13 protein-coding genes and 1 pseudogene are annotated in these 17,844 nt (G+C 72.3%); 6 read left to right on the forward strand and 8 right to left on the reverse strand.

What is annotated here, in order from left to right; genetic code table 11:
• Nucleotides 1–63 precede the first annotated feature (63 nt).
• From ACJMNC_RS06010 to ACJMNC_RS06020, 3 genes are all read right to left on the reverse strand, one after another.
• The gene (locus ACJMNC_RS06010; RefSeq protein ID WP_408947039.1) at nt 64–840 is read right to left on the reverse strand and encodes an SDR family NAD(P)-dependent oxidoreductase; all 777 of its coding nucleotides are present in this window, start codon (nt 838–840) and stop codon (nt 64–66) included.
• Between the two features lie 80 nt (nt 841–920).
• Nucleotides 921–2,651, reverse strand: coding sequence for a VanW family protein (locus ACJMNC_RS06015; RefSeq protein ID WP_408947040.1), 1,731 nt, complete (start codon nt 2,649–2,651; stop codon nt 921–923).
• 307 nt (nt 2,652–2,958) lie between these two features.
• Nucleotides 2,959–4,266, reverse strand: coding sequence for an acetyl-CoA C-acetyltransferase (locus tag ACJMNC_RS06020; RefSeq protein WP_408947041.1), 1,308 nt, complete (start codon nt 4,264–4,266; stop codon nt 2,959–2,961).
• Nucleotides 4,267–4,452: 186 nt separating this feature from the next.
• On the opposite strand from ACJMNC_RS06020, the gene ACJMNC_RS06025 reads away from it, so the two are divergent.
• Both ACJMNC_RS06025 and ACJMNC_RS06030 read left to right on the forward strand, forming a co-directional pair.
• Nucleotides 4,453–5,814 carry a 3-oxoacyl-ACP reductase gene (locus ACJMNC_RS06025; protein ID WP_408947042.1) on the forward strand — a complete coding sequence of 454 codons (1,362 nt, stop codon included), beginning with the start codon at nt 4,453–4,455 and terminating at the stop codon, nt 5,812–5,814.
• On the forward strand, nt 5,814–6,698 hold the full coding sequence (locus ACJMNC_RS06030; RefSeq protein WP_408947043.1) for a MaoC/PaaZ C-terminal domain-containing protein: 885 nt from the start codon (nt 5,814–5,816) through the stop codon (nt 6,696–6,698). Before ACJMNC_RS06025 ends, ACJMNC_RS06030 begins: the two co-directional genes overlap by 1 nt.
• A 236-nt stretch (nt 6,699–6,934) precedes the next feature.
• Here ACJMNC_RS06030 and ACJMNC_RS06035 read toward each other — a convergent pair.
• The 3 genes and pseudogenes from ACJMNC_RS06035 to ACJMNC_RS06045 all read right to left on the reverse strand — a co-directional run.
• Nucleotides 6,935–7,066, reverse strand: a pseudogene (locus ACJMNC_RS06035) (ADP-ribosylglycohydrolase family protein); the annotation flags it as partial.
• Nucleotides 7,067–7,152: 86 nt separating this feature from the next.
• Entirely contained in the window at nt 7,153–7,755 is a 603-nt protein-coding gene (locus tag ACJMNC_RS06040; protein ID WP_408947044.1) for a TetR/AcrR family transcriptional regulator, read from the reverse strand.
• 49 nt (nt 7,756–7,804) lie between these two features.
• Entirely contained in the window at nt 7,805–9,016 is a 1,212-nt protein-coding gene (locus ACJMNC_RS06045) for a glycoside hydrolase family 3 N-terminal domain-containing protein (protein ID WP_408947203.1), read from the reverse strand.
• Between the two features lie 63 nt (nt 9,017–9,079).
• Between ACJMNC_RS06045 and ACJMNC_RS06050 the strand changes: the two genes are divergently transcribed.
• From ACJMNC_RS06050 to ACJMNC_RS06060, 3 genes are read left to right on the forward strand one after another with little or no spacing between them, the layout of a single operon-like run.
• The gene (locus tag ACJMNC_RS06050; RefSeq protein WP_408947045.1) at nt 9,080–9,277 is read left to right on the forward strand and encodes a DUF2613 domain-containing protein; all 198 of its coding nucleotides are present in this window, start codon (nt 9,080–9,082) and stop codon (nt 9,275–9,277) included.
• Entirely contained in the window at nt 9,219–13,556 is a 4,338-nt protein-coding gene (locus tag ACJMNC_RS06055; RefSeq protein WP_408947046.1) for an alpha-(1->3)-arabinofuranosyltransferase family protein, read from the forward strand. Before ACJMNC_RS06050 ends, ACJMNC_RS06055 begins: the two co-directional genes overlap by 59 nt.
• Nucleotides 13,557–13,570: 14 nt before the next feature.
• Complete coding sequence (locus tag ACJMNC_RS06060; protein WP_408947047.1) at nt 13,571–13,978, forward strand: hypothetical protein; 408 nt, start codon at nt 13,571–13,573, stop codon at nt 13,976–13,978.
• On the opposite strand, the gene ACJMNC_RS06065 is transcribed toward ACJMNC_RS06060, so the two are convergent.
• Nucleotides 13,942–15,261 carry an acyltransferase family protein gene (locus ACJMNC_RS06065; RefSeq protein ID WP_408947048.1) on the reverse strand — a complete coding sequence of 440 codons (1,320 nt, stop codon included), beginning with the start codon at nt 15,259–15,261 and terminating at the stop codon, nt 13,942–13,944. The genes ACJMNC_RS06060 and ACJMNC_RS06065 overlap by 37 nt on opposite strands.
• A gap of 74 nt (nt 15,262–15,335) precedes the next feature.
• Between ACJMNC_RS06065 and ACJMNC_RS06070 the strand changes: the two genes are divergently transcribed.
• Nucleotides 15,336–16,445 carry a DUF3068 domain-containing protein gene (locus ACJMNC_RS06070; protein ID WP_408947049.1) on the forward strand — a complete coding sequence of 370 codons (1,110 nt, stop codon included), beginning with the start codon at nt 15,336–15,338 and terminating at the stop codon, nt 16,443–16,445.
• Nucleotides 16,446–16,504: 59 nt separating this feature from the next.
• Here the strand turns inward: ACJMNC_RS06070 and ACJMNC_RS06075 are convergent, their stop codons facing one another.
• Nucleotides 16,505–17,755 carry a polysaccharide biosynthesis protein gene (locus ACJMNC_RS06075; RefSeq protein WP_408947050.1) on the reverse strand — a complete coding sequence of 417 codons (1,251 nt, stop codon included), beginning with the start codon at nt 17,753–17,755 and terminating at the stop codon, nt 16,505–16,507.
• Nucleotides 17,756–17,844 lie beyond the last annotated feature (89 nt).

The following is a 17,844-nucleotide window of genomic DNA, read 5'->3' on the forward strand; positions in this document are numbered from 1 at the left end:
GCGGCGCCCGCACTCGTCGAGTGCGGGCGCCGCGGACGGTCGTGCTGTTCGGCTGGTCCCGACTTACTTCGGAGGCATCCGGATGCCGCCGTCGACGCGGATGACCTCGGCGTTCATGTACGAGTTGGTGATCAGCTCCTCCACCATCGAGGCGAGCTCGTCGGGCAGGCCCAGACGCTTCGGGAAGAGCACCGACTCGCCGAGCTTGGCCTTGAACGCCTCGGCGTCCGGGCCCTCGCCGTAGATCGGGGTGTTGATCAGGCCGGGGGCCACGGTGTTCAGCCGCACGCCCACCGCCGACAGGTCGCGCGCCACCGGCAGGGTCATGCCCACGACGCCGCCCTTGGACGACGAGTAGGCGGCCTGGCCGATCTGGCCGTCGAAGGCGGCGACGGAGGCCATGTTCACGATGGCGCCGCGCTCGTTGTTCTCCAGCGGCTCGTTCTGGCTCATCGCGGTGGCGGCCAGGCGGGTCATGTCGAAGGTGCCGATCAGGTTGATCTCGATGACCTTCTTGTACAGGTTCAGGTCGTGCGCCGACGAGTACTCGCCGTCGCGGCCGATGGTGCGCTGGGCCCAGCCGATACCGGCCGAGTTGACCACCGCGCGCAGCGGGCCGAGCTTCTTCGCGGCCTCGATGGCGGCGATGATGTCGTCGGTGCTGGTCACGTCGACCTTGACGAACTGGCCGCCGATCTCGGTGGCCAGGGCCTCCCCGTCCTCGGCCTTCAGATCGGCGATGACCACTTTGGCACCGCGAGCCGCGAGCCGGCGGGCCGAGGCGGCGCCGATACCCGAAGCTCCGCCGGTGACGATTGCACTTGCTCCATTGATATCCATGTGGGGCAGCTTAACCCGAGCGCCCACCGCCAGTCAGCAGGGGACCGAACAAACGCTCCGTCATGGGCGCAACGGCCCGGTCAGCGGCACTGGACGATGGGCTCGGGCGCATACCGGACGGTCCGGGTGTGCCGGGAGACCTCGGCGCCGGTCGCCGCATTGCGCACGACCCGGGTGTTGGATGCGGTGAAGCCCGGCGCACCGCTGCTGGGCAGGCAGTCGTCGCCGGCCGGCAGGGTGATCTGCTCGGGGCTGGTCGGTGCGGTGCGCTCCCCGGTGATCGACTCGACGTCGAAGGTCTTGGTTCCCCACATCCGCACGGTGACCGACGACGGCGACCACGCGGTCTCGATCAGGATGCCGTGCTTGGTGTTGTTGCGGAACTGCAGATCGATCAGGCCTTCGAAGACCGTCGCCTCGCGCGCCTCCGGGTAGCGGGAGATGTAGTAGGCGTGCTCGGTGTGCGCCACATCCTCCAGTCCGGCGAAGTAGGCCGCGTTGTACAGGGTGGTGGCGAACTGCGAGATGCCGCCGCCGACGGCTTTCGCGGCATGCCCGTGGTCGATGATCGTGGACGTCACATAGCCCTGCGCGGTGCCGCGCGGACCGGTGTAGCCGTTCAGCGAGAAGGTCTCCCCGGGCAGCACCAGCGCACCGTCGACCTGCTGGGCGACCAGCCGGATGTTCTCCCCCGACGGGCCGCTGAAGTCGCCGGTGGTGAACTCGGCGACCACTTCCTTGACGCCGAGCTTCTTGGCGGCCGCAGTGCTGAGTTTCGGTTCGAGGACCTTGAAGTCGATCTCGGCCGTCCGTTTCCCGGTCACCGACGCCGCCGCGAGCGCCTGCCCGGTGGGCACGTACTGCACCCGGGCGCCGTCGGTCGAGGGCCGGACCCGGGGGCTGCCGCCGGAGAGCACCACGGTGGCGTCGACGGCCTTGCTCTCGGTACCGGCGAGTTCGTCGCCGAGGGTCGCCTTGAGGGCCTTGCGGGTGATGTGCGGCTTCAGCCCGCCCTTCCCGTCGGGCACGAAGGTGACCATGGCCCCGAGACTGCGCGGGGACACCGTGATCGGCTCGTCACCGCCGGTGAGCGTCACCGGCGCACCGGTGACCTCACGGGCCGGACCGTCCAGGGTGGCCTGCACGGTCTGCGCCGACACCGTCGGGTCGAAGGGCTCCATCGCCAGTTCGATGGGGTGCCCGCGCAACCATTCGCGGCTGATGGTCTCGACCGCGGCATCGCGGTCGATCCGCAGACCGGCCGAGGGCATGTCGGCCACCGGGGTGGTGCCCTCGAAGTGCACACCGCCCTCGACGGCCGCCTTCTCCAGGGTGGCGCGGTGCTCGTCGAGCTCCTCGTCGAAAGCGGCGCGGTCGACGTGGACGACCGGGGCCACGTCGTGGTGTCCGCCGAAGACGCCGCCGACCCGGGCGACCGGGTTGGCGGGCTGCTCCATCAACCGGTCCAGGGTGGCGCCGACGTCGAAGGTCAGACCCAGCGCGCGCGGGTCGACGTCCGCCCGGCCGGAGTCGGTGACCAGGGTGACCGGCCCCTGCGCGGCGGTGACGAGTTTGGTCAGTTCGGTGCGCGCGTCCTCGCGGCTCAGTCCGCCGAGATCGAATTCGGCGATCCGCGCGCCGCGGGCGGTCTCACCGTGCGCCAGCGCCACGTCCAGGCCCACCAGCAGTCCGGCGACGAGGACGACCGCGGCCGCCGCGCGCGCCACCGGGCGCGCGCCGGGTCGCCGGCGGGAATGCTGAGTAGTCACGATGGTCCCGATCTTAAGCAAACACTGAGGAGACTCGCTCATCGCCAGGCCTGCGGCACCGGGATCCCGGGTGGCCCGCAGGACGTGTGGCGGGTCCCCGGCAGAGAAAACTCCGGCCGTACTGCCGGGTCGGGGGTCAGGCAGTACGGCCGGAGCTATCCCGTATATAGGCCGGGCCCCTCAGGGCGTTACACACCCGTCCAAAGTTTTTTCAGATTCATGGATATCCGCAGGTGGTAGCGGAGAAATCACGCTCGTCACCGATGCGCCACGGGCCGCCGGACATCACTGTCCGACGGCCCGTGGCCGGTTCCGCGGCCGCCCCCGAGAAGTCCGGTCGCGTGGGCGGTCAGCCCTCGACGATGGCGGTCACACCCTGGCCGCCGGCCGCACAGATCGAGACCAGCGCGCGTCCGCCGCCGTTCTCCTTGATCTGCTTGGCGGCCTGGGCGATGATCCGGCCGCCGGTGGCGGCGAACGGGTGCCCGGCGGCCAGCGAGGAGCCGTTCACGTTGAGCTTGCTGCGGTCGATCGCGCCGAGCGGCTTGTCCAGCCCGAGGCGCTCGCTGCAGTACTCGGGCGACTCCCAGGCCTGCAGGGTGCACAGGACCACGGAGGCGAAGGCCTCGTGGATCTCGTAGAAGTCGAAGTCCTGCAGGGTCAGGCCGTTGCGCTCGAGCAGCCGCGGGACGGCGTAGGTCGGGGCCATCAGCAGACCGTCGGGACCGTTGACGTAGTCGACGGCGGCGGTCTCGGTGTCGCGCAGGTAGGCCTGCACCGGCAGACCCTTCTCGTCGGCCCACTCGTCGCTCGCGAGCAGCACGGCCGAGGCGCCGTCGGTGAGCGGGGTGGAGTTGCCGGCGGTCATGGTCGCGTCGCCGAGCGAGACGCCGAAGACCGGCTTGAGCTTGGCCAGCTTCTCCACGGAGCTGTCGCCGCGCAGGTTCTCGTCGCGGGTCAGGCCGTGGAAGGGGGTGACCAGGTCGTCGAAGAAGCCGGCGTCGTAGGCCCTGGCCATCTTCTGGTGGCTGGCGGCGGCCAGCGCGTCCTGGTCGGCCCGGCTGATGCCGAACTCCTTGGCGGTGATCGCGGCGTGCTCGCCCATCGACAGCCCGGTACGCGGCTCGCCGTTCTGCGGGATCTCGATGCCCAGCTTGGCCAGCAGCGGCAGCAGCGCCTTGATCTGGTCGGCGGTGCTGCGGGCGCGGTTGACCTCGAGGAGCTGGCGGCGCATGGCGTCGGAGACGGCGATCGGCGCATCGGAGGTGGTGTCGACGCCGCCGCCGATGGCCACGTCGTAGCGGCCGGCGGCGATGCCGTCGGAGACCGCGGTGATGGCCTGCAGACCGGTGCCGCAGGCCTGCTGCAGGTCGAAGGCCGGGGTGTACGGCGAGAGGGAGGTGCCCAGCACGGACTCGCGGATCAGGTTGAAGTCACGCGAGTGCTTGAGCACGGCGCCGCCGGCCACCATGCCGAGCCGCTCGCCCTGGAGGTTGAACCGGCTGATCAGACCCTGCAGCGCCGCGGTGAACATCTCCTGGTTGCTGACCTTGGCGTAGGCACGGTCCTGGCGGGCGAACGGGATGCGGTTGCCGCCGAGAATGGCGACCGGACGCAGCTGACGGGCTTCCGGCTTGCGAGGGGTGTACGAGGCCACTGGGCATCTCCTGTGCGTTGGCGGTATCGACGGGGTCGACCTTGTTGAGTATTCTTACTCAAGAGTAAGTTCATTGTCGACTCCGGCGCCGGCAGGTGGCGATCGGGACCGCACCGCGGTCGCGGTCTCCCCACCGCCGCGGAGACCGTGCTGAACGACCACCGAAGATCTATAAGGAGAGCCGCCGTGGCAGACAACACCGACTTCTATTCGTCCCTGGTCAATTCCGGTCCGGGCGCGTTCATCGCCGGCAAGGTGGGTCTGCCTCAGCCGCCCAAGCTGCGCCGCTACAACCCCTCGCAGCCGCCCCTCGGCGGCCCGGTGCTGCTCGGCGGCGCCGGCCGGCTGGTCGAACCGGTCCGCGAGATCCTGGCCGGCAGCGGCGACTACGAACTGGTCACCAACAACACCACCGGCCGCAGCGCCGACAAGCTCGGCGGTGCCGTCTTCGACGCGACCGGCATCACCGGCCCGGCCGAGCTCGAGCAGCTGTTCGAGTTCTACACCCCGGTCATGCGCTCGCTGGGCAACTCGGCGCGCGTCGTGGTGCTCGGCACCACCCCGGAACTGGTGACCAAGGCCGACGAGCAGATCGCTCAGCGCGCCCTGGAGGGCTTCACCCGCTCGGTGGCCAAGGAACTGCGCGACGGCGCCACCGCCCAGCTGGTGTATGTGCACCCGAAGGCCTCCGCCGGCGCCACCGGCCTCGAGTCCACCCTGCGCTTCCTGCTCTCGGGCAAGTCCGCCTACGTCGACGCCCAGGTGATCCGGATCGGCACCGCCGACGCGGTGACGGTGGACGACTGGAGCAAGCCGCTGGCCGGCAAGGTGGCCCTGGTCACCGGTGCCGCCCGCGGTATCGGCGCCACCATCGCCGAGGTCCTCGCCCGGGACGGCGCCCACGTCATCGCCGCCGACGTCCCGGCCGCCGGCGAGGCGCTGAGCGAGACCGCCAACAAGGTCTCCGGCACGGCTCTGCCGCTGGACGTGACCGCCGACGACGCCGGCGAGAAGATCGCCGAGCACGTCCTCGAGCGCCACGGCGGCCTGGACATCATCGTCAACAACGCCGGGATCACCCGTGACAAGCTGCTCGCCAACATGGACGAGGGCCGCTGGGCGTCGGTGATCGCGGTGAATCTGATCGCCCCGCAGAAGCTGGTCGAGGCGCTGCTGAAGAAGAAGGCCCTGCGCGAGGGCGGCGCCGTGGTGGACGTCTCCTCGATGGCCGGTATCGCCGGCAACCGCGGCCAGACCAACTACGCCGCTTCCAAGGCCGGCGTCATCGGCCTGGTCAACGCCACCGCCCCCACGCTCGCCGAGTCGGGCATCACCATCAACGCCGTCGCCCCCGGCTTCATCGAGACCAAGATGACCGCGGCCATCCCGCTGGCCACCCGTGAGGCCGGCCGCCGAATGAACGCCATGATGCAGGGCGGTCAGACCATCGACGTGGCCGAGACCATCGCCTACTTCGCCAACCCGGCGTCGAATGCGGTGACCGGCAACACCGTGCGCGTGTGCGGCCAGAGCCTGCTGGGTGCGTGATGACCAAGACCGTCACTCTCTCCCGGTTGCCCTCGGCGCTGGCCACCTACCCGAAGGCCGCCGGCGACATGCTTCCGGTGATCGGCAAGCCTGCCCGGATCGCCGCCGATGCGCAGCTTCCGGACACCGCCTACACGGTCTCGGACGTGCGTGTGGATCTGGGCGAGCTGCAGGAGTACTGCCGGGCCACGGGCCTGCCGTACGGCAGCACTCTGCCGCTGACCTACCTGTTCGTACTGCACTTCCCCATGGCGATGGCGACGATGACCGCGCGCGACTTCCCGTTCGGGCCGGTCGGCGGGGTGCACGCGGAGAACGTCATCGAGCGTTTCCGGGAGATCGGGAGCACCGAGCCGCTGACGATCACCACCCGCGCGCAGAATCTGCGTGAGCACCGCAAGGGCATGCTGGTCGACGTGGTCTCCGAGTTCAGCGTCGGCCGCGAACCGGTGGCCCGGCAGACCAGCACCTTCCTCAAGCAGCAGCGCACCAGCCTGTCCGGTGAGCAGCGCGGACCGGCGCCCCGGGCCGCCACCCCGCCGCCGCCGGACCGGGTGCTCTCGGTGGACCTGCCGCAGATCCGCCGGTACGCCGCAGCCAGCGGCGACCGCAACCCGATCCACATGACCAATCTGACGGCCAAGGCCTTCGGATTCGACCGGGCCATCGCGCACGGCATGTGGAGTGCGGCGGCGGCGCTGGCCAACCTCGACGGCTCGCTGCCCGGCGCGGTCACCTACCGGGTCCGGTTCGGCAAGCCGATCCTGCTGCCGGCCAAGGTGAACCTGTACACCCGGCCGCTCGCCGACGGCGGCTACGAGGTGTCGATCCTCAACCGGAAGAAGGGCTACCCGCATCTGACCGGCACCGTCGTCCCGGACTGAGGCGACCATGATCGACGGCGAAGGCCCGGCACCGCGAGGTGCCGGGCCTTCCTCGGTTGAGCAGTCGACACCCGCGCCTGGGGATCGCTCACCACCAACTCGCGGCCGTATTTCGAGTTCGCGGCCTGAGCTGAGGCAGCGAACTCGAAATCACGACGCGAAACTGACGCGAAGCTCCGCAGACCGCGGCGGTCGCCTCGTCGAGGCCGACGCCCAGGCTGAGCGCCCGCCAGGTCCGGGTAGCCGTGCAGGATCCGGCGCCAGCGCGCCGGCACGGCGGAGGCTCCCCAGCGAGCCCCGAGCAGCGCTCCCGCGATCGCTGCCACCGTGTCGGTGTCGTCACCGATGCGGATCGCGCGATCCAGCGCCCGCGTCGACGACGAGGCCGGCGATCCGGTGCGCGTCACACAGCACCGCGGCCGGCCCGCGACGCTGTACCGCAAGGCACGCTGACTCAGGTGTCCTCCGAGCCGACGCCGCGCAGACCGCGCCAGGTGATGCCCAGCAGCAGGTCGGTGGCGCGATCGAGGGAGACGTCGCCCTCGGTGATCCGGTCGGCCACCGCCTCGGCGGCGCCGACCAGCGCCACCGCGGTGAGCTCGAAGTCGATGTCCGAGGCGCTGTCGACGGTGGTGCCGCGCCGGATCAGATCGGTGATCATCGCGGTGACGTCGGTGCGCGCCTTGGTGACGATGCCGGAGAAGCCGGCGGTGCCGATGGCCACCCGGTAGAGCACCCGCCACGACTGGGCGTTCTCGTGCACGTAGCGCAGGAACTCGCGGACCAGGATGCGGGCCTGTTCGCGCTGCCGGATCGACGGATCGAATCCGGCGCTCATCGAGTCGAGGAAGCGTCCGGACTCACGGGTGATGCAGGCGGCGAAGAGCTCGTCCTTGGAGCCGTAGTAGAGATAGAGCATCGGCTTGGAGATCTGCGCCCGGGAAGCGATCGCATCCATCGAGGTCTCGGCGAAACCGTTCATCGAGAACTCGGTGACCGCGGCGTCGAGCATCTGCTGTTCGCGCACCGCGCGGGGCAGTCGTTTCGTTCCCGGCATGCGACCAACTTACCACTCGGTAAGTTACCGGCGCCGGGGGCTCAGCGGTTCAGCAGGTCAGCGCGCCCTTGGCCCGCAGCACCCGCACCACCGACCGATCGACCCGCTTCTCGGTCAGCTTCCCGGACTTCACCGCGTCGACGAGGGTGTCGAGCACCTTCGGAACCTGATCGGTGCTGAGCCACAGCGCCACGTCGATACCGGCCCGGATCGACTTGAGCACGGCCTGATCGATCGGATAGCGGGCGGAGATCGCCTTCATCCCGGACAGGTCGTCGGAGAAGATCACCCCGCGGAAACGCGGGCCGTCGTACTTCTTGCCGTTGCGCAGCATGCCGATCGCCGCGGGGCTGATCGACGCCGGCGTCTCCGCGCCGGTCAGCCCCGGCACGATCAGGTGTCCCATCATCACCCCGGCGTTCCCGGGATCGCGCAGCAGAGTCTGATACGGAACCAGATCGGACTGCCGCAGCTGCGAGAGCGGCGGCGTCCGCACCACCCCCAGGTGCGAATCGCCGGAGCCGTGGCCGTGGCCGGGGAAGTGCTTGAAGACGGGCATCACCCCGGCATCCTGCAGCCCGCGGGAGAAGGCCTGCGCGTACTCGGTGACCACCGCCGGGTCGTTGGAGAACGAACGATCACCGATCACCTCGTCGTCGTCCTCGTCGGAGACGTCCACCACCGGCGCGAAGTCGACCGTGATGCCCAGCTTCGCGAGTTTGCGGCCGGTGCTCTCGGCCAGTTCCCGCACCTGTGCGGCGGTCATCCCCTGCGCCACCATCTGCCGGGCGGACGGCAGATCGATGCCCAGTGAGGACAGCCGCGAGACCCGGCCGCCCTCCTGATCCACCGTCACCATCAGCGGGGTCCGGGACTCCGAGGCGATGGCCTTCACCGAGCCGTCGGAGAGCATCGACAGATCCGACCAGCTCCCGATGAAGATCCCGCCGATCTGCTCCTGCTCGACGATGCTGCGCGCATCCTGCGCGCCGGTCACCCCGACGACCAGCATCTGCGCCAGCTTCTGCCGCAGGGTCAGTTCGCGGAGTTCGGCGGCACCGCAGGCCGGCGCCGCCGGCGACGAGGACGCCGGGGACGCGTCCACGGACGACGTCGAGGCGGAGCTGACGGCGCTCGACGACGGGGCGGCGGCCGGCTGGTCGTCGCCGCAGCCGGCGACCAGGGCGGCGGTCACGGCCAGCGCGACCAGCGATGCCGGCCGGGAGGCCCGACGGCGAGCGGGCCGGAGCACGGGGCGCAGAGTACGAGCCATACCGGCCAGTCTTCCACGGGCCGGCGCCGGACTCGCTGGTAGCCTGGTCCCATGATGCGCGACCGGTTGATCTACGGCGCGGTGGCCGCGGTCGCCGGAATCCTCGTCGGCGTCGGTGCCATCCTGGTGAGCGGCGCGGTGGCCGGCGAGAACAAACCCGCCACCGAGGTGAACAGCTTCGATGCCTCCAATGGCTTCGTCCAGGGTTCGGTCGAGTACGGCACCCGCGACGGATCCGACCGCGGCTGAGCCGCGGACGCTGTCGCATCGCGGCAGCGTCGTCGTCGCCCTCCTCGCTGTCCTGCTCTGCTTTCTGCAGGCTCCCGGACAGATCGCGCCGGACACCAAACTCGATCTGACCGCCGACCCGGTGGGCTTTCTGCGCCGGGCCGCGCACCTGTGGAGCCCGGATGCCCCGATGGGGCAGGTGCAGAACCAGGCGTACGGCTACTTCTTCCCGCACGGGACCTTCTTCGCGCTCGGCGATCTGCTCGGCCTGCCCGGGTGGACCGTCCAGCGGCTGTGGTGGGCGCTGCTGCTGACCGTCGGCTTCCTGGGCGTGGTGCGCCTGGCCGAGGCGCTGCGCATCGGCTCCCCCGCATCCCGGCTGCTCGCCGCGGCCGCCTTCGTCTTCGCACCCCGCGTGCTCACCACCGTCGGCAGCATCTCCTCGGAGACGCTGCCGATGATGCTCGCCCCCTGGGTGCTGGTGCCGATGGTCCGCGCCCTCGACGGACCCGGCCGGGCGCCGCATCCGCTGTGGCAGTCGGCCCTGCGCTCGGCGGTGCCGGTCGCGCTGATGGGGGCGGTGAACGCGGTGGCGACGCTCGCGGCGACCGGGGTGGCGGCGGTGTGGCTGGCAGCGGGCATGTTCGCCGCCGACCGGGCGGGCCTGCGGCGGCGACTCCGGTTCGCCGGGTGGTGGCTGGCCGGACTCGCCGCGGCCTGCCTGTGGTGGCTGGTGCCGCTGCTGATGCTCTCCACCGTCTCGCCGCCGTTCCTGGACTTCATCGAGTCCTCGCGGGTGACCACGCAGTGGACGTCGCTGACCGAGGTGCTGCGCGGCACCGACGCCTGGACCCCGTTCGTCTCCGATGAACGGGCCGCGGGCGCGGTGCTGGTCACCGAGCCGGCGGCGGTGGTGGCCACCGGGCTGCTGGCCGCGGCCGGGCTGGCCGGGCTGACCATGTCCCGCCTGCCGTTCCGGGGCCGGCTGATCACCATCCTGATCGTCGGCCTGCTGGCGATCTGCGTGGGCTACACCGGCGCCCTCGGATCACCGATCGCCGAACAGGTGCAGGTCTTCCTCGACGGGGCCGGCGCCCCGCTGCGCAACGTCCACAAGTTCGATCCGCTGCTGCGGCTGCCGCTGGCGCTGGGGCTGGCGCATCTGCTGGCACGGGTGCCGGTACCGGTGACGGCGGCCGGCTGGCGGGCGGTGAACGCCTCGGCCGCCGCGCAGCGCCGGGTGGCCGCCGCCCTGCTGCTCACCGCCGCCACTCTCGCCGCGGGCACGCTGGCCTGGACCGGCGGTATCGCCCCGCCCGGCAGCTATCGCGCGATCCCCGACTACTGGCGGCAGAGCGCCGACTGGATCGCCGCCGACCAGCACGGCCGGACCGCACCGGCGCGCACCCTGGTGGTGCCGGGCGCCCCGTTCGCCGACCAGCTGTGGGGAATGACCCGCGACGAGCCGATGCAGGCGCTGGCGCAGACGCCGTGGGCGGTGCGCGATGCCATTCCGCTCACCCCGCCGGGGGCCATCCGGGCCCTCGACGCCGTGCAGCGCGAACTGGCGGCCGGCCGGGGTTCGCCCGGGCTGGCGGCGACGCTGGCCGGACAGGGCGTGGGCTATCTGGTGCTGCGCGCCGACCTGGATCCGGACTCCTCCCGGTCGGCCCGCCCGCTGCTGGTGGCGCAGGCCCTGCGCGAGTCACCGGGCATCACGGTGGCCCGCAGCTTCGGGCCGCCGACCTCACCGTCGTCGCCGCCCGGCTTCGTGACCGACAACGGACTGCGGCCGCCGCTGCCGGCGATCACCGTCTACCGGGTGTCCGGCGCCGAGGGCGGCACCGGACCGCGGCTGACCGACCTGAACACCATGCCGCGGGTGGCCGGCGGACCGGAGGCGATCGCCGCGATCAACGACGCACGGACGCGCGCCGGCCGGCCGGCGCTGGGCCCCTCCCTGCTGCGGGCCGACGCGCAGCGGGCCGGCCTCGGGGACGGCAGCGGGGTGATTCTCACCGATACCCCGGTGGCCCGGGAGACCGACTTCGGCCGGGTGGACGATCATTCGTCGGCGATCCGCGCCGCCGACGATCCGCGGCTGACCAAGAACGCCGCCGCCGACTATCCGGTGGACGGCCAGCCCGCGGTCACCGCGCAGTGGCTGCTCGACGATCAGCCGGACCGGGTGCGGGTGCGCACCAGCGGCTCGGCCGCCGACGCCACCGCCCCGGGCCAGACCTCGCCGGCGGCCGCCGCGGCCGCCGCCTTCGACGGCGACCCGGACACCGCCTGGGTCAGCCGCGGCCTTCAATCGGCGGTGGGACAGCGACTGACGGTGGAGTTCGCGCAGCCGCAGCGGAATCTGGCCCTGAACCTGACCACCGCCCGCACCGTCGGCCCGGAGGTCACCTCGATCCTGGTGAGCACCGACGCCGGCAGCGTGGTGGTGCGCGATGTGGAGGCCGGTGAGCCGGTGCGGGTGGTCCTCCCGTCCGGTGCCACCGAGCGCGTGGAGATCCGGGCGATCGCCGTCACCGGCGGCGGCCCCGGCAACCAGTTCGCGCTGGCCGACGTGGGCCTCGAACAGCTGCCGGCCGGAGGCGGTGCGCCGGCGCCGCTGCGCATCCGGCAGGCCGTGGTGCTGCCCGAGGCCGGTACCGGCCCGGTGTCCGGATGGGTCCTCGGTTCGGGGCTGCCCGGCCGTCCGCAGTGCATGGGCGACGACGACGGCCGGGTGCGCTGTGCGCCGGGTCTGGGCCTGACCGCCGAGACACCGGGCCTGTTCGGGCGGACGCTGTGGGTCCCGCAACCCGAGACGGTGACCCCGTCGGTGGTGCTGCGGCCGAAACCCGGTGCGGCACTGGGCGAGCTGCTGGCGGTGTTCGGCCGGATCGCGGTGACCGGTCCGGCGGCGGTGTCCGATCCGCGGGGGAACGCCGGCGCCATGGTCGACGGCGACCCGGGCACCGCCTGGATCGCCCCGGAACCCACCGACCGCGAATCCGCCCGGCCCGAACTGACCGTGAGCCTGCCGCAACCGTCCCGGGTGACCGGGCTCAGGCTCACGGCCCCCGACGGCTACCCGGCGGCCCCCACCCGGGTGGAGGTGGATCTGGGCACCGGGGTGCAGAAGCGCACGGTGGGCGCCGACGGCGTCGTCGATCTGGACCCTGCGGTCACCGATTCGCTGACCCTCACCGTCACCGGCACCGCGGATCTGCTCGACCGCAACGATCTCGGCTTCACCACCCGCGCACCGGCCGGGATCAGCGAACTGACCGTGTTCGGCGCCGGACAGTCGGCCGCCCCGGACGCGGACCGGCCGGTGCACATCGGTTGCGACACCGACGCCGACGGGCCGCTGGGTCTGGGCCTGTCGGTGTCCGGGCGGCTGGTGCGGCTGCAGCTGAACACCACCGCCGGAGCCCTGCGCAACGGTGAGCCGGTGGTCGCCACCGCCTGCCCCGGAGCCCCCGTGGAGCTGGCGGCCGGCGCCCAGGAACTGGTGGTCAACCCCGGCTCGGCGTTCTCGGTGGACAGCGTGGAGCTGCCGACCGCCGGCGGTGCCGAGCCGCAGCCGGTGACCGGCGGGGCCGGACCGGAGGTGCACGCCTGGTCGGCCACCGAGCGGCGGGTCGAGGTGCCGGCGGCGGCCGGCGAGCGGGTGCTGTCGATTCCCGAGAGCACCAACTCCGGCTGGCGGGCCCGGCTCGGCGGCACCGAACTGGAGCCGGTGGTGGTCGACGGCTGGCAGCAGGGCTGGGTGATTCCGGCCGGGGCGGCCGGCACCGTGGTTCTGGACTATCCGCTCGACGGCCCCTACCGCTGGTCGCTGCTGATCGGCCTGGTCCTGGTGGCCGCCCTGCTGGTGGGGGCCCGATGGCCCACGCGCCGTCGCGGCCCGGATCCGCTGCCGCCGGCCCGGCCGGGTCCGCGACGGCTGCTGATCGCCGCGGCCGGCGCCTTGGCCGCGGGCTGGCTGCTCACCGGCTGGTGGGGTCTGCCGATCGCCCTCGCCGGCGCCGGTGCGGTCGGCGTGCTGCACCGCCGGCACCGGGTGGTGGCGGCCTTCGGTCTGATGACCGCGGCGACGCTGCTGCTGGCCACCGGACCGTGGGATTCCGGGTATCCTTACGCCGGCGACGATGCCGCCCCGCAACTGCTGGCCTATCTGTCCGTGGTCACCGTGGTCGCCGCCGCCCCGGTGCCGGGCCGGTGGAGAAAACGGCGCATTGCGGCGCCGCCGGACGGCCCCGCAGGGCACGATGGGACCGTACCGCCGTCGAGATCGCCGTGAGGCGAGGAGTCATCATGCCGCGCATCACCCGCACCCGGCTGACCGGGACAGTCCTGGCCGCCGTCGCCGCCGCCCTCACCGCCACCGGGCTCGCCGCGCCCGCGCAGGCCGCCCCGCAGGGCAAGGTCGACCCCGGTCACGGCTTCTTCTCCATCCACCACGGCACCGGCTGCTCGTACAGCATGACGGTCAAGGTGAACGCCTCGGGAATGGTGCGCTTCTACGACGCGGGCCGCGGTCACCGGACCCGGCTGATCGGCCGCGACCAGGCTCGGGGGGCGATGGCGGCGGTCACCTGGACCCCGCGCTGGCAGGGGCTGCACAAGCTCTACGCGGAGCAGAACGGCGTGAAGTCGGCACCGGTCTGGGTGCGGGTGACCCAGGGCTACGGCTCCGGTGGCGCCTGCATCGCCTTCCCCTGACCAGCCTTCCCGTAACTCGGCTTCCCGTAACTCGGCTTCCCGTAACTCGGCTTCCCGTAACTCGGCTTCCCCTGACTCGGCGTCCCCGGAACGACGCTCTCGTGCCCCGGCGCGGGCAGCGGCACCGGCTCGGCGCGGCGGCGTTCCCGGTTGAGCAGCGCGCGGCGGCAGGGATCCTCGATGAAGGCGTAGCTGGCCGCCGAGACGGCCACGGTGATCAGCACCGTGATCAGCCAGACCTCGACGAAATGCCCGTTGAACGCCGGTATGCCGAACACCCCGAAGACGCTGGTGAGCACGGCGAGATGCCAGATGAAGATGCCGTACGACCAGCGACCCAGAGCGGTCATCAGCGGTGAGTCGAGGAACCGGAACGGGCCGGCCGCGCAGACCAGCGGCGCCAGCAGCGCATAGGCGGCGATCGCCCCGAGGACGATCTTGCCCAGGTAGGCGCCGTCGCTGAGCGTTCCGAGACCGGTGGGCCCGGCCAGCGGCGTGCAGGCCAGACCGTAGGCGATGACGAAGACCGCGAGCATCAGCGGCCGGTTGGCCGAGAGCGCCGCCCAGCGACGCAGCCGGCGGGAGGGGTGCCGGGTCAGTTCCACGGCGGCGGTCAGCTCGGCCAGCAACAGGCCGGCCAGGAACCAGGGCAGGTGGCCGACGACCCAGTTCTTGGGTTCCACCCCGTCGGCCAGCGGCAGCGCCGAGGCCACCCACGCCCAGCCGAGGCTGAGCAGCCCCAGTCCGGTCAGCACCGGGATCCGCAGGTGCGCCCGCGGCCCGCGCAGACCCAGCAGCGCCCCGCCGAGCACCGGCAGTAGCAGATAGAAGGCCACCTCGACCGACAGGCTCCACATCTGCGTCAGTCCGGGAGCCAGGGTCAGCGGCACGAACACCTGGGTGAGGGTCAGATTGGCCAGCCACACCTGCGCACTCGCCCCGCGCGCCTGCGGCAGCAGCGTCAGCACCACCACGACCACCAGCGCATAGGCCGGCCAGATCCGCACGAAGCGGTGCCGCAGATAGCGGCGCACTCCCGGCCGGCCCAGGCCGGGGCGGCGGGCGGCGGCCGCATGCGGGCGCCAGAGCAGGAAGCCGCTGAGCGCGAAGAACAGCGCGACCGCCAGGTCCAGCCGGCCCAGCACCGGGCCGAGTACCGGCCACTGCACGGCGCGGGTCTGGAAGGCCACGTGGGTGGTGAGCACGCCGAGCGCGGCCACCGCCCGCATCCCCTCCAGCTGGGGGAAGAAGCGGCGGTACGTCGGTGCGGTCGGGGTGCTCATGCCACGGCCCACAGTAGTGGCCCACCGGCCCGGCGGGGCGTCGCCGCCCGGCGCCGTCGGTAAGGTCGACGATCATGGCCGATCCACGTCCCCGCCTGAGCACCCGCGACCTGCTCGGCCCGCTCGTGGTCTTCCTCGGCGCGGTCCTGCTGGCCGGGGCGCTCGCCGTGGGGCCGCTGCTCGGCGACGGGCTGCGCGCCGTGCCGATGGACACCGATCAGACCGCGGTGGCCGACGGCTCGGACGGCACCGAACTGCTCGACCCGTGTTCGCTGACCGCGGCGCATCCGCGAGTGGTCACCGGGACCGTCCAGCAGCGCCGGCGGGTGGTCGCCGTGCGCCCGGCCGACGATCGGGTGCTCACCCTGCAGGCGGGAACCGCGCTGGGGGTGGATTCGTATCTGGTCGACGGAAAGCGCGTGAGCCCGGAGACCGCGTGCGGGAAGCCCACGCTGGCCGCCACCGTCGACCGGGTGACCGTGGACCGGAGCACCGCGGCGCCGACCGGAGAGTCCGAGATCCAGTACGCCGACGACCAGGCGGCGACCGTGGTCGACGACCGGCACGGCTACACGTACCTGTTCCCGTGGGAGTTCGACCGCTCGCATCTGCAGTACTTCGATCCGGTGACCCGCCGGTCCCTGCCCATGCGCGCCGAGGGCACCGAGACGATGGGCGGGCGGACGGTGGTGCGGCTGGTGGTCGAGGTGCCCGAGACCGATCTGTCGACGGTGCAGCCGGATCCGCGCACCGTGCTCACTGCACCGGCGGAGTGGTTCGGCGGGCTGCGCGGAGTGCCGTCCGGCGAGGAGCTCACCGCCACCCTGCACCACCGCGCCCACCGGGAGCTGTTCGTGGACGAGACCACCGGAGTCATCGTGTCCGAGACCGCGCGGATCGAGGAGACCTACCGGTTCCCCGAGGCCGCCGCGGCCCGGGACGGTTCGCTGCGCGACTACCGGCTCACCGCGCTGAAGACCACCCTCGAGTCCGACCGGCAGACCGTGCGCGAGGCCGCCGAGCTGGCCTCCTCGCGGTCCTGGCCGGTCACGGTGGTGACGCTGGTCGTGCCGATCGTGGCCGGAGTGCTGGGCGGTCTGCTGCTGGTGGCCGGGGTCTGGATGCTGCGGCGACGGCCCGATGACCGCAGCGGTGAGAACTTGGGCGACCGAACCGACCCCTGAGGTCGGTCCGGTCGCCCGAATTCTGCGGGAACGCCCGTGCGGGCGGTGACTCGGGCGTCTCAGCCCGAGGCGAGCCGGATCCACAGCCCGGTCAGCAGCACCGACAGGGTGGCCGAGACGGCGGCGATGATCGCCAGCGAGAGCACCGAGTGGGCCAGCAGCGCGATCAGCACCACCTCCACGACGAGCACCGCGCCGGCGGGCAGTCCACCGCGGGCCCGATCCCGGGCGATGGCCGAGAGCAGCAGCAGCTGCAGCACCGCGAGCATCGCCCCGGTGCCGGCGAACAGCCACATCAGGGATGCCACCGGCCGGTAGTCCGCGGAGACCAGCACCGGCACCAGCGGTCCGGCGACCGCGGCCGCCAGGGTCACCAGCAGCCCGATGATCGCGAGCACCCGCACCGCCGCGCCGAGCACCCCCGCCGAACGCACCGGGTCGGCCAGCCGCGGATACACCACCACCCCGATCGCCTGCGGCAGCCAGAACGCCGCCTTGGTGGCCACCGCACCGAGCGCGTACACCCCGGCGTCGTCGGCCGAGAGCACCGCCCGGGAGAGCAGCAGATCCAGCGAGACGGCCACGATGACCACCAGCTGCACCCCGGACGCCCAGAGCACCGCCCGCGCATCGACGGTTCCGGCCGCACCGGACCCGGCCGCCCCAGACCCGGCAGATCCAGAGCCTGGTGACCCGGACCGGTGCGCCGCCGCCCCCACGATCACCGCGGCCACCACGCTGCCGGCCGTCCCGGACCAGAGTGCGGCCACCGGTCCCCCACCGGCCAGCACGGCCACGATGATCGGCACCGTCCGCGCCACCCCGACCAGGGCCAGCAGCAGGCCGAGCACGCCGAACCGGCCGGCCCCCTGGATCAGGCCCTGCCCCCCGGCGATGACGGCGAGCGGCGCGGCCCCGGCCAGCGCGGCGGCCGCTGACGGCAGCCCCACGTCGGCGAGCGGCATCATCACCGCGGCCACCAGGACCCCGGCCACCGCGAGAGCGAGAGTCACCACGGCGATCAGCCGCCACAGCTGCGCCCGGCCGGCGCCGCGCACCACCTCCCGCGCGACCACCGCCTGCAGCGCCAGCGCCGGCACCGACAGCACCAGCATGGCGGCCTGCAGCACCGAGAACTCGCCGTAGCCGGCCGGTCCCAGCAGCCGCCCGGCCGGCAGCTGCACCAGATAGGCCAGCAGGTTGGCCACCAGGGTGCCGGCGGTGACCACGCCGAGCGACCGGACCGTGCCCGAACGGCTCAGTCCGGAGCGTTCCCTGTCCACCACCGATCCGGCGGCCTCGTCGGCCATGCGAACCAGTGTGCCGCAATGACAGGCGGCCCTGGTCGAGGTACTAGACTCTCTCCCGACGACGTGAACCCGACCGCGTCCCGCCAGGC

Origin of the sequence: Gordonia sp. VNK21 (assembly GCF_046098115.1) — a bacterium.
Classification (GTDB): Bacteria; Actinomycetota; Actinomycetes; order Mycobacteriales; family Mycobacteriaceae; genus Gordonia.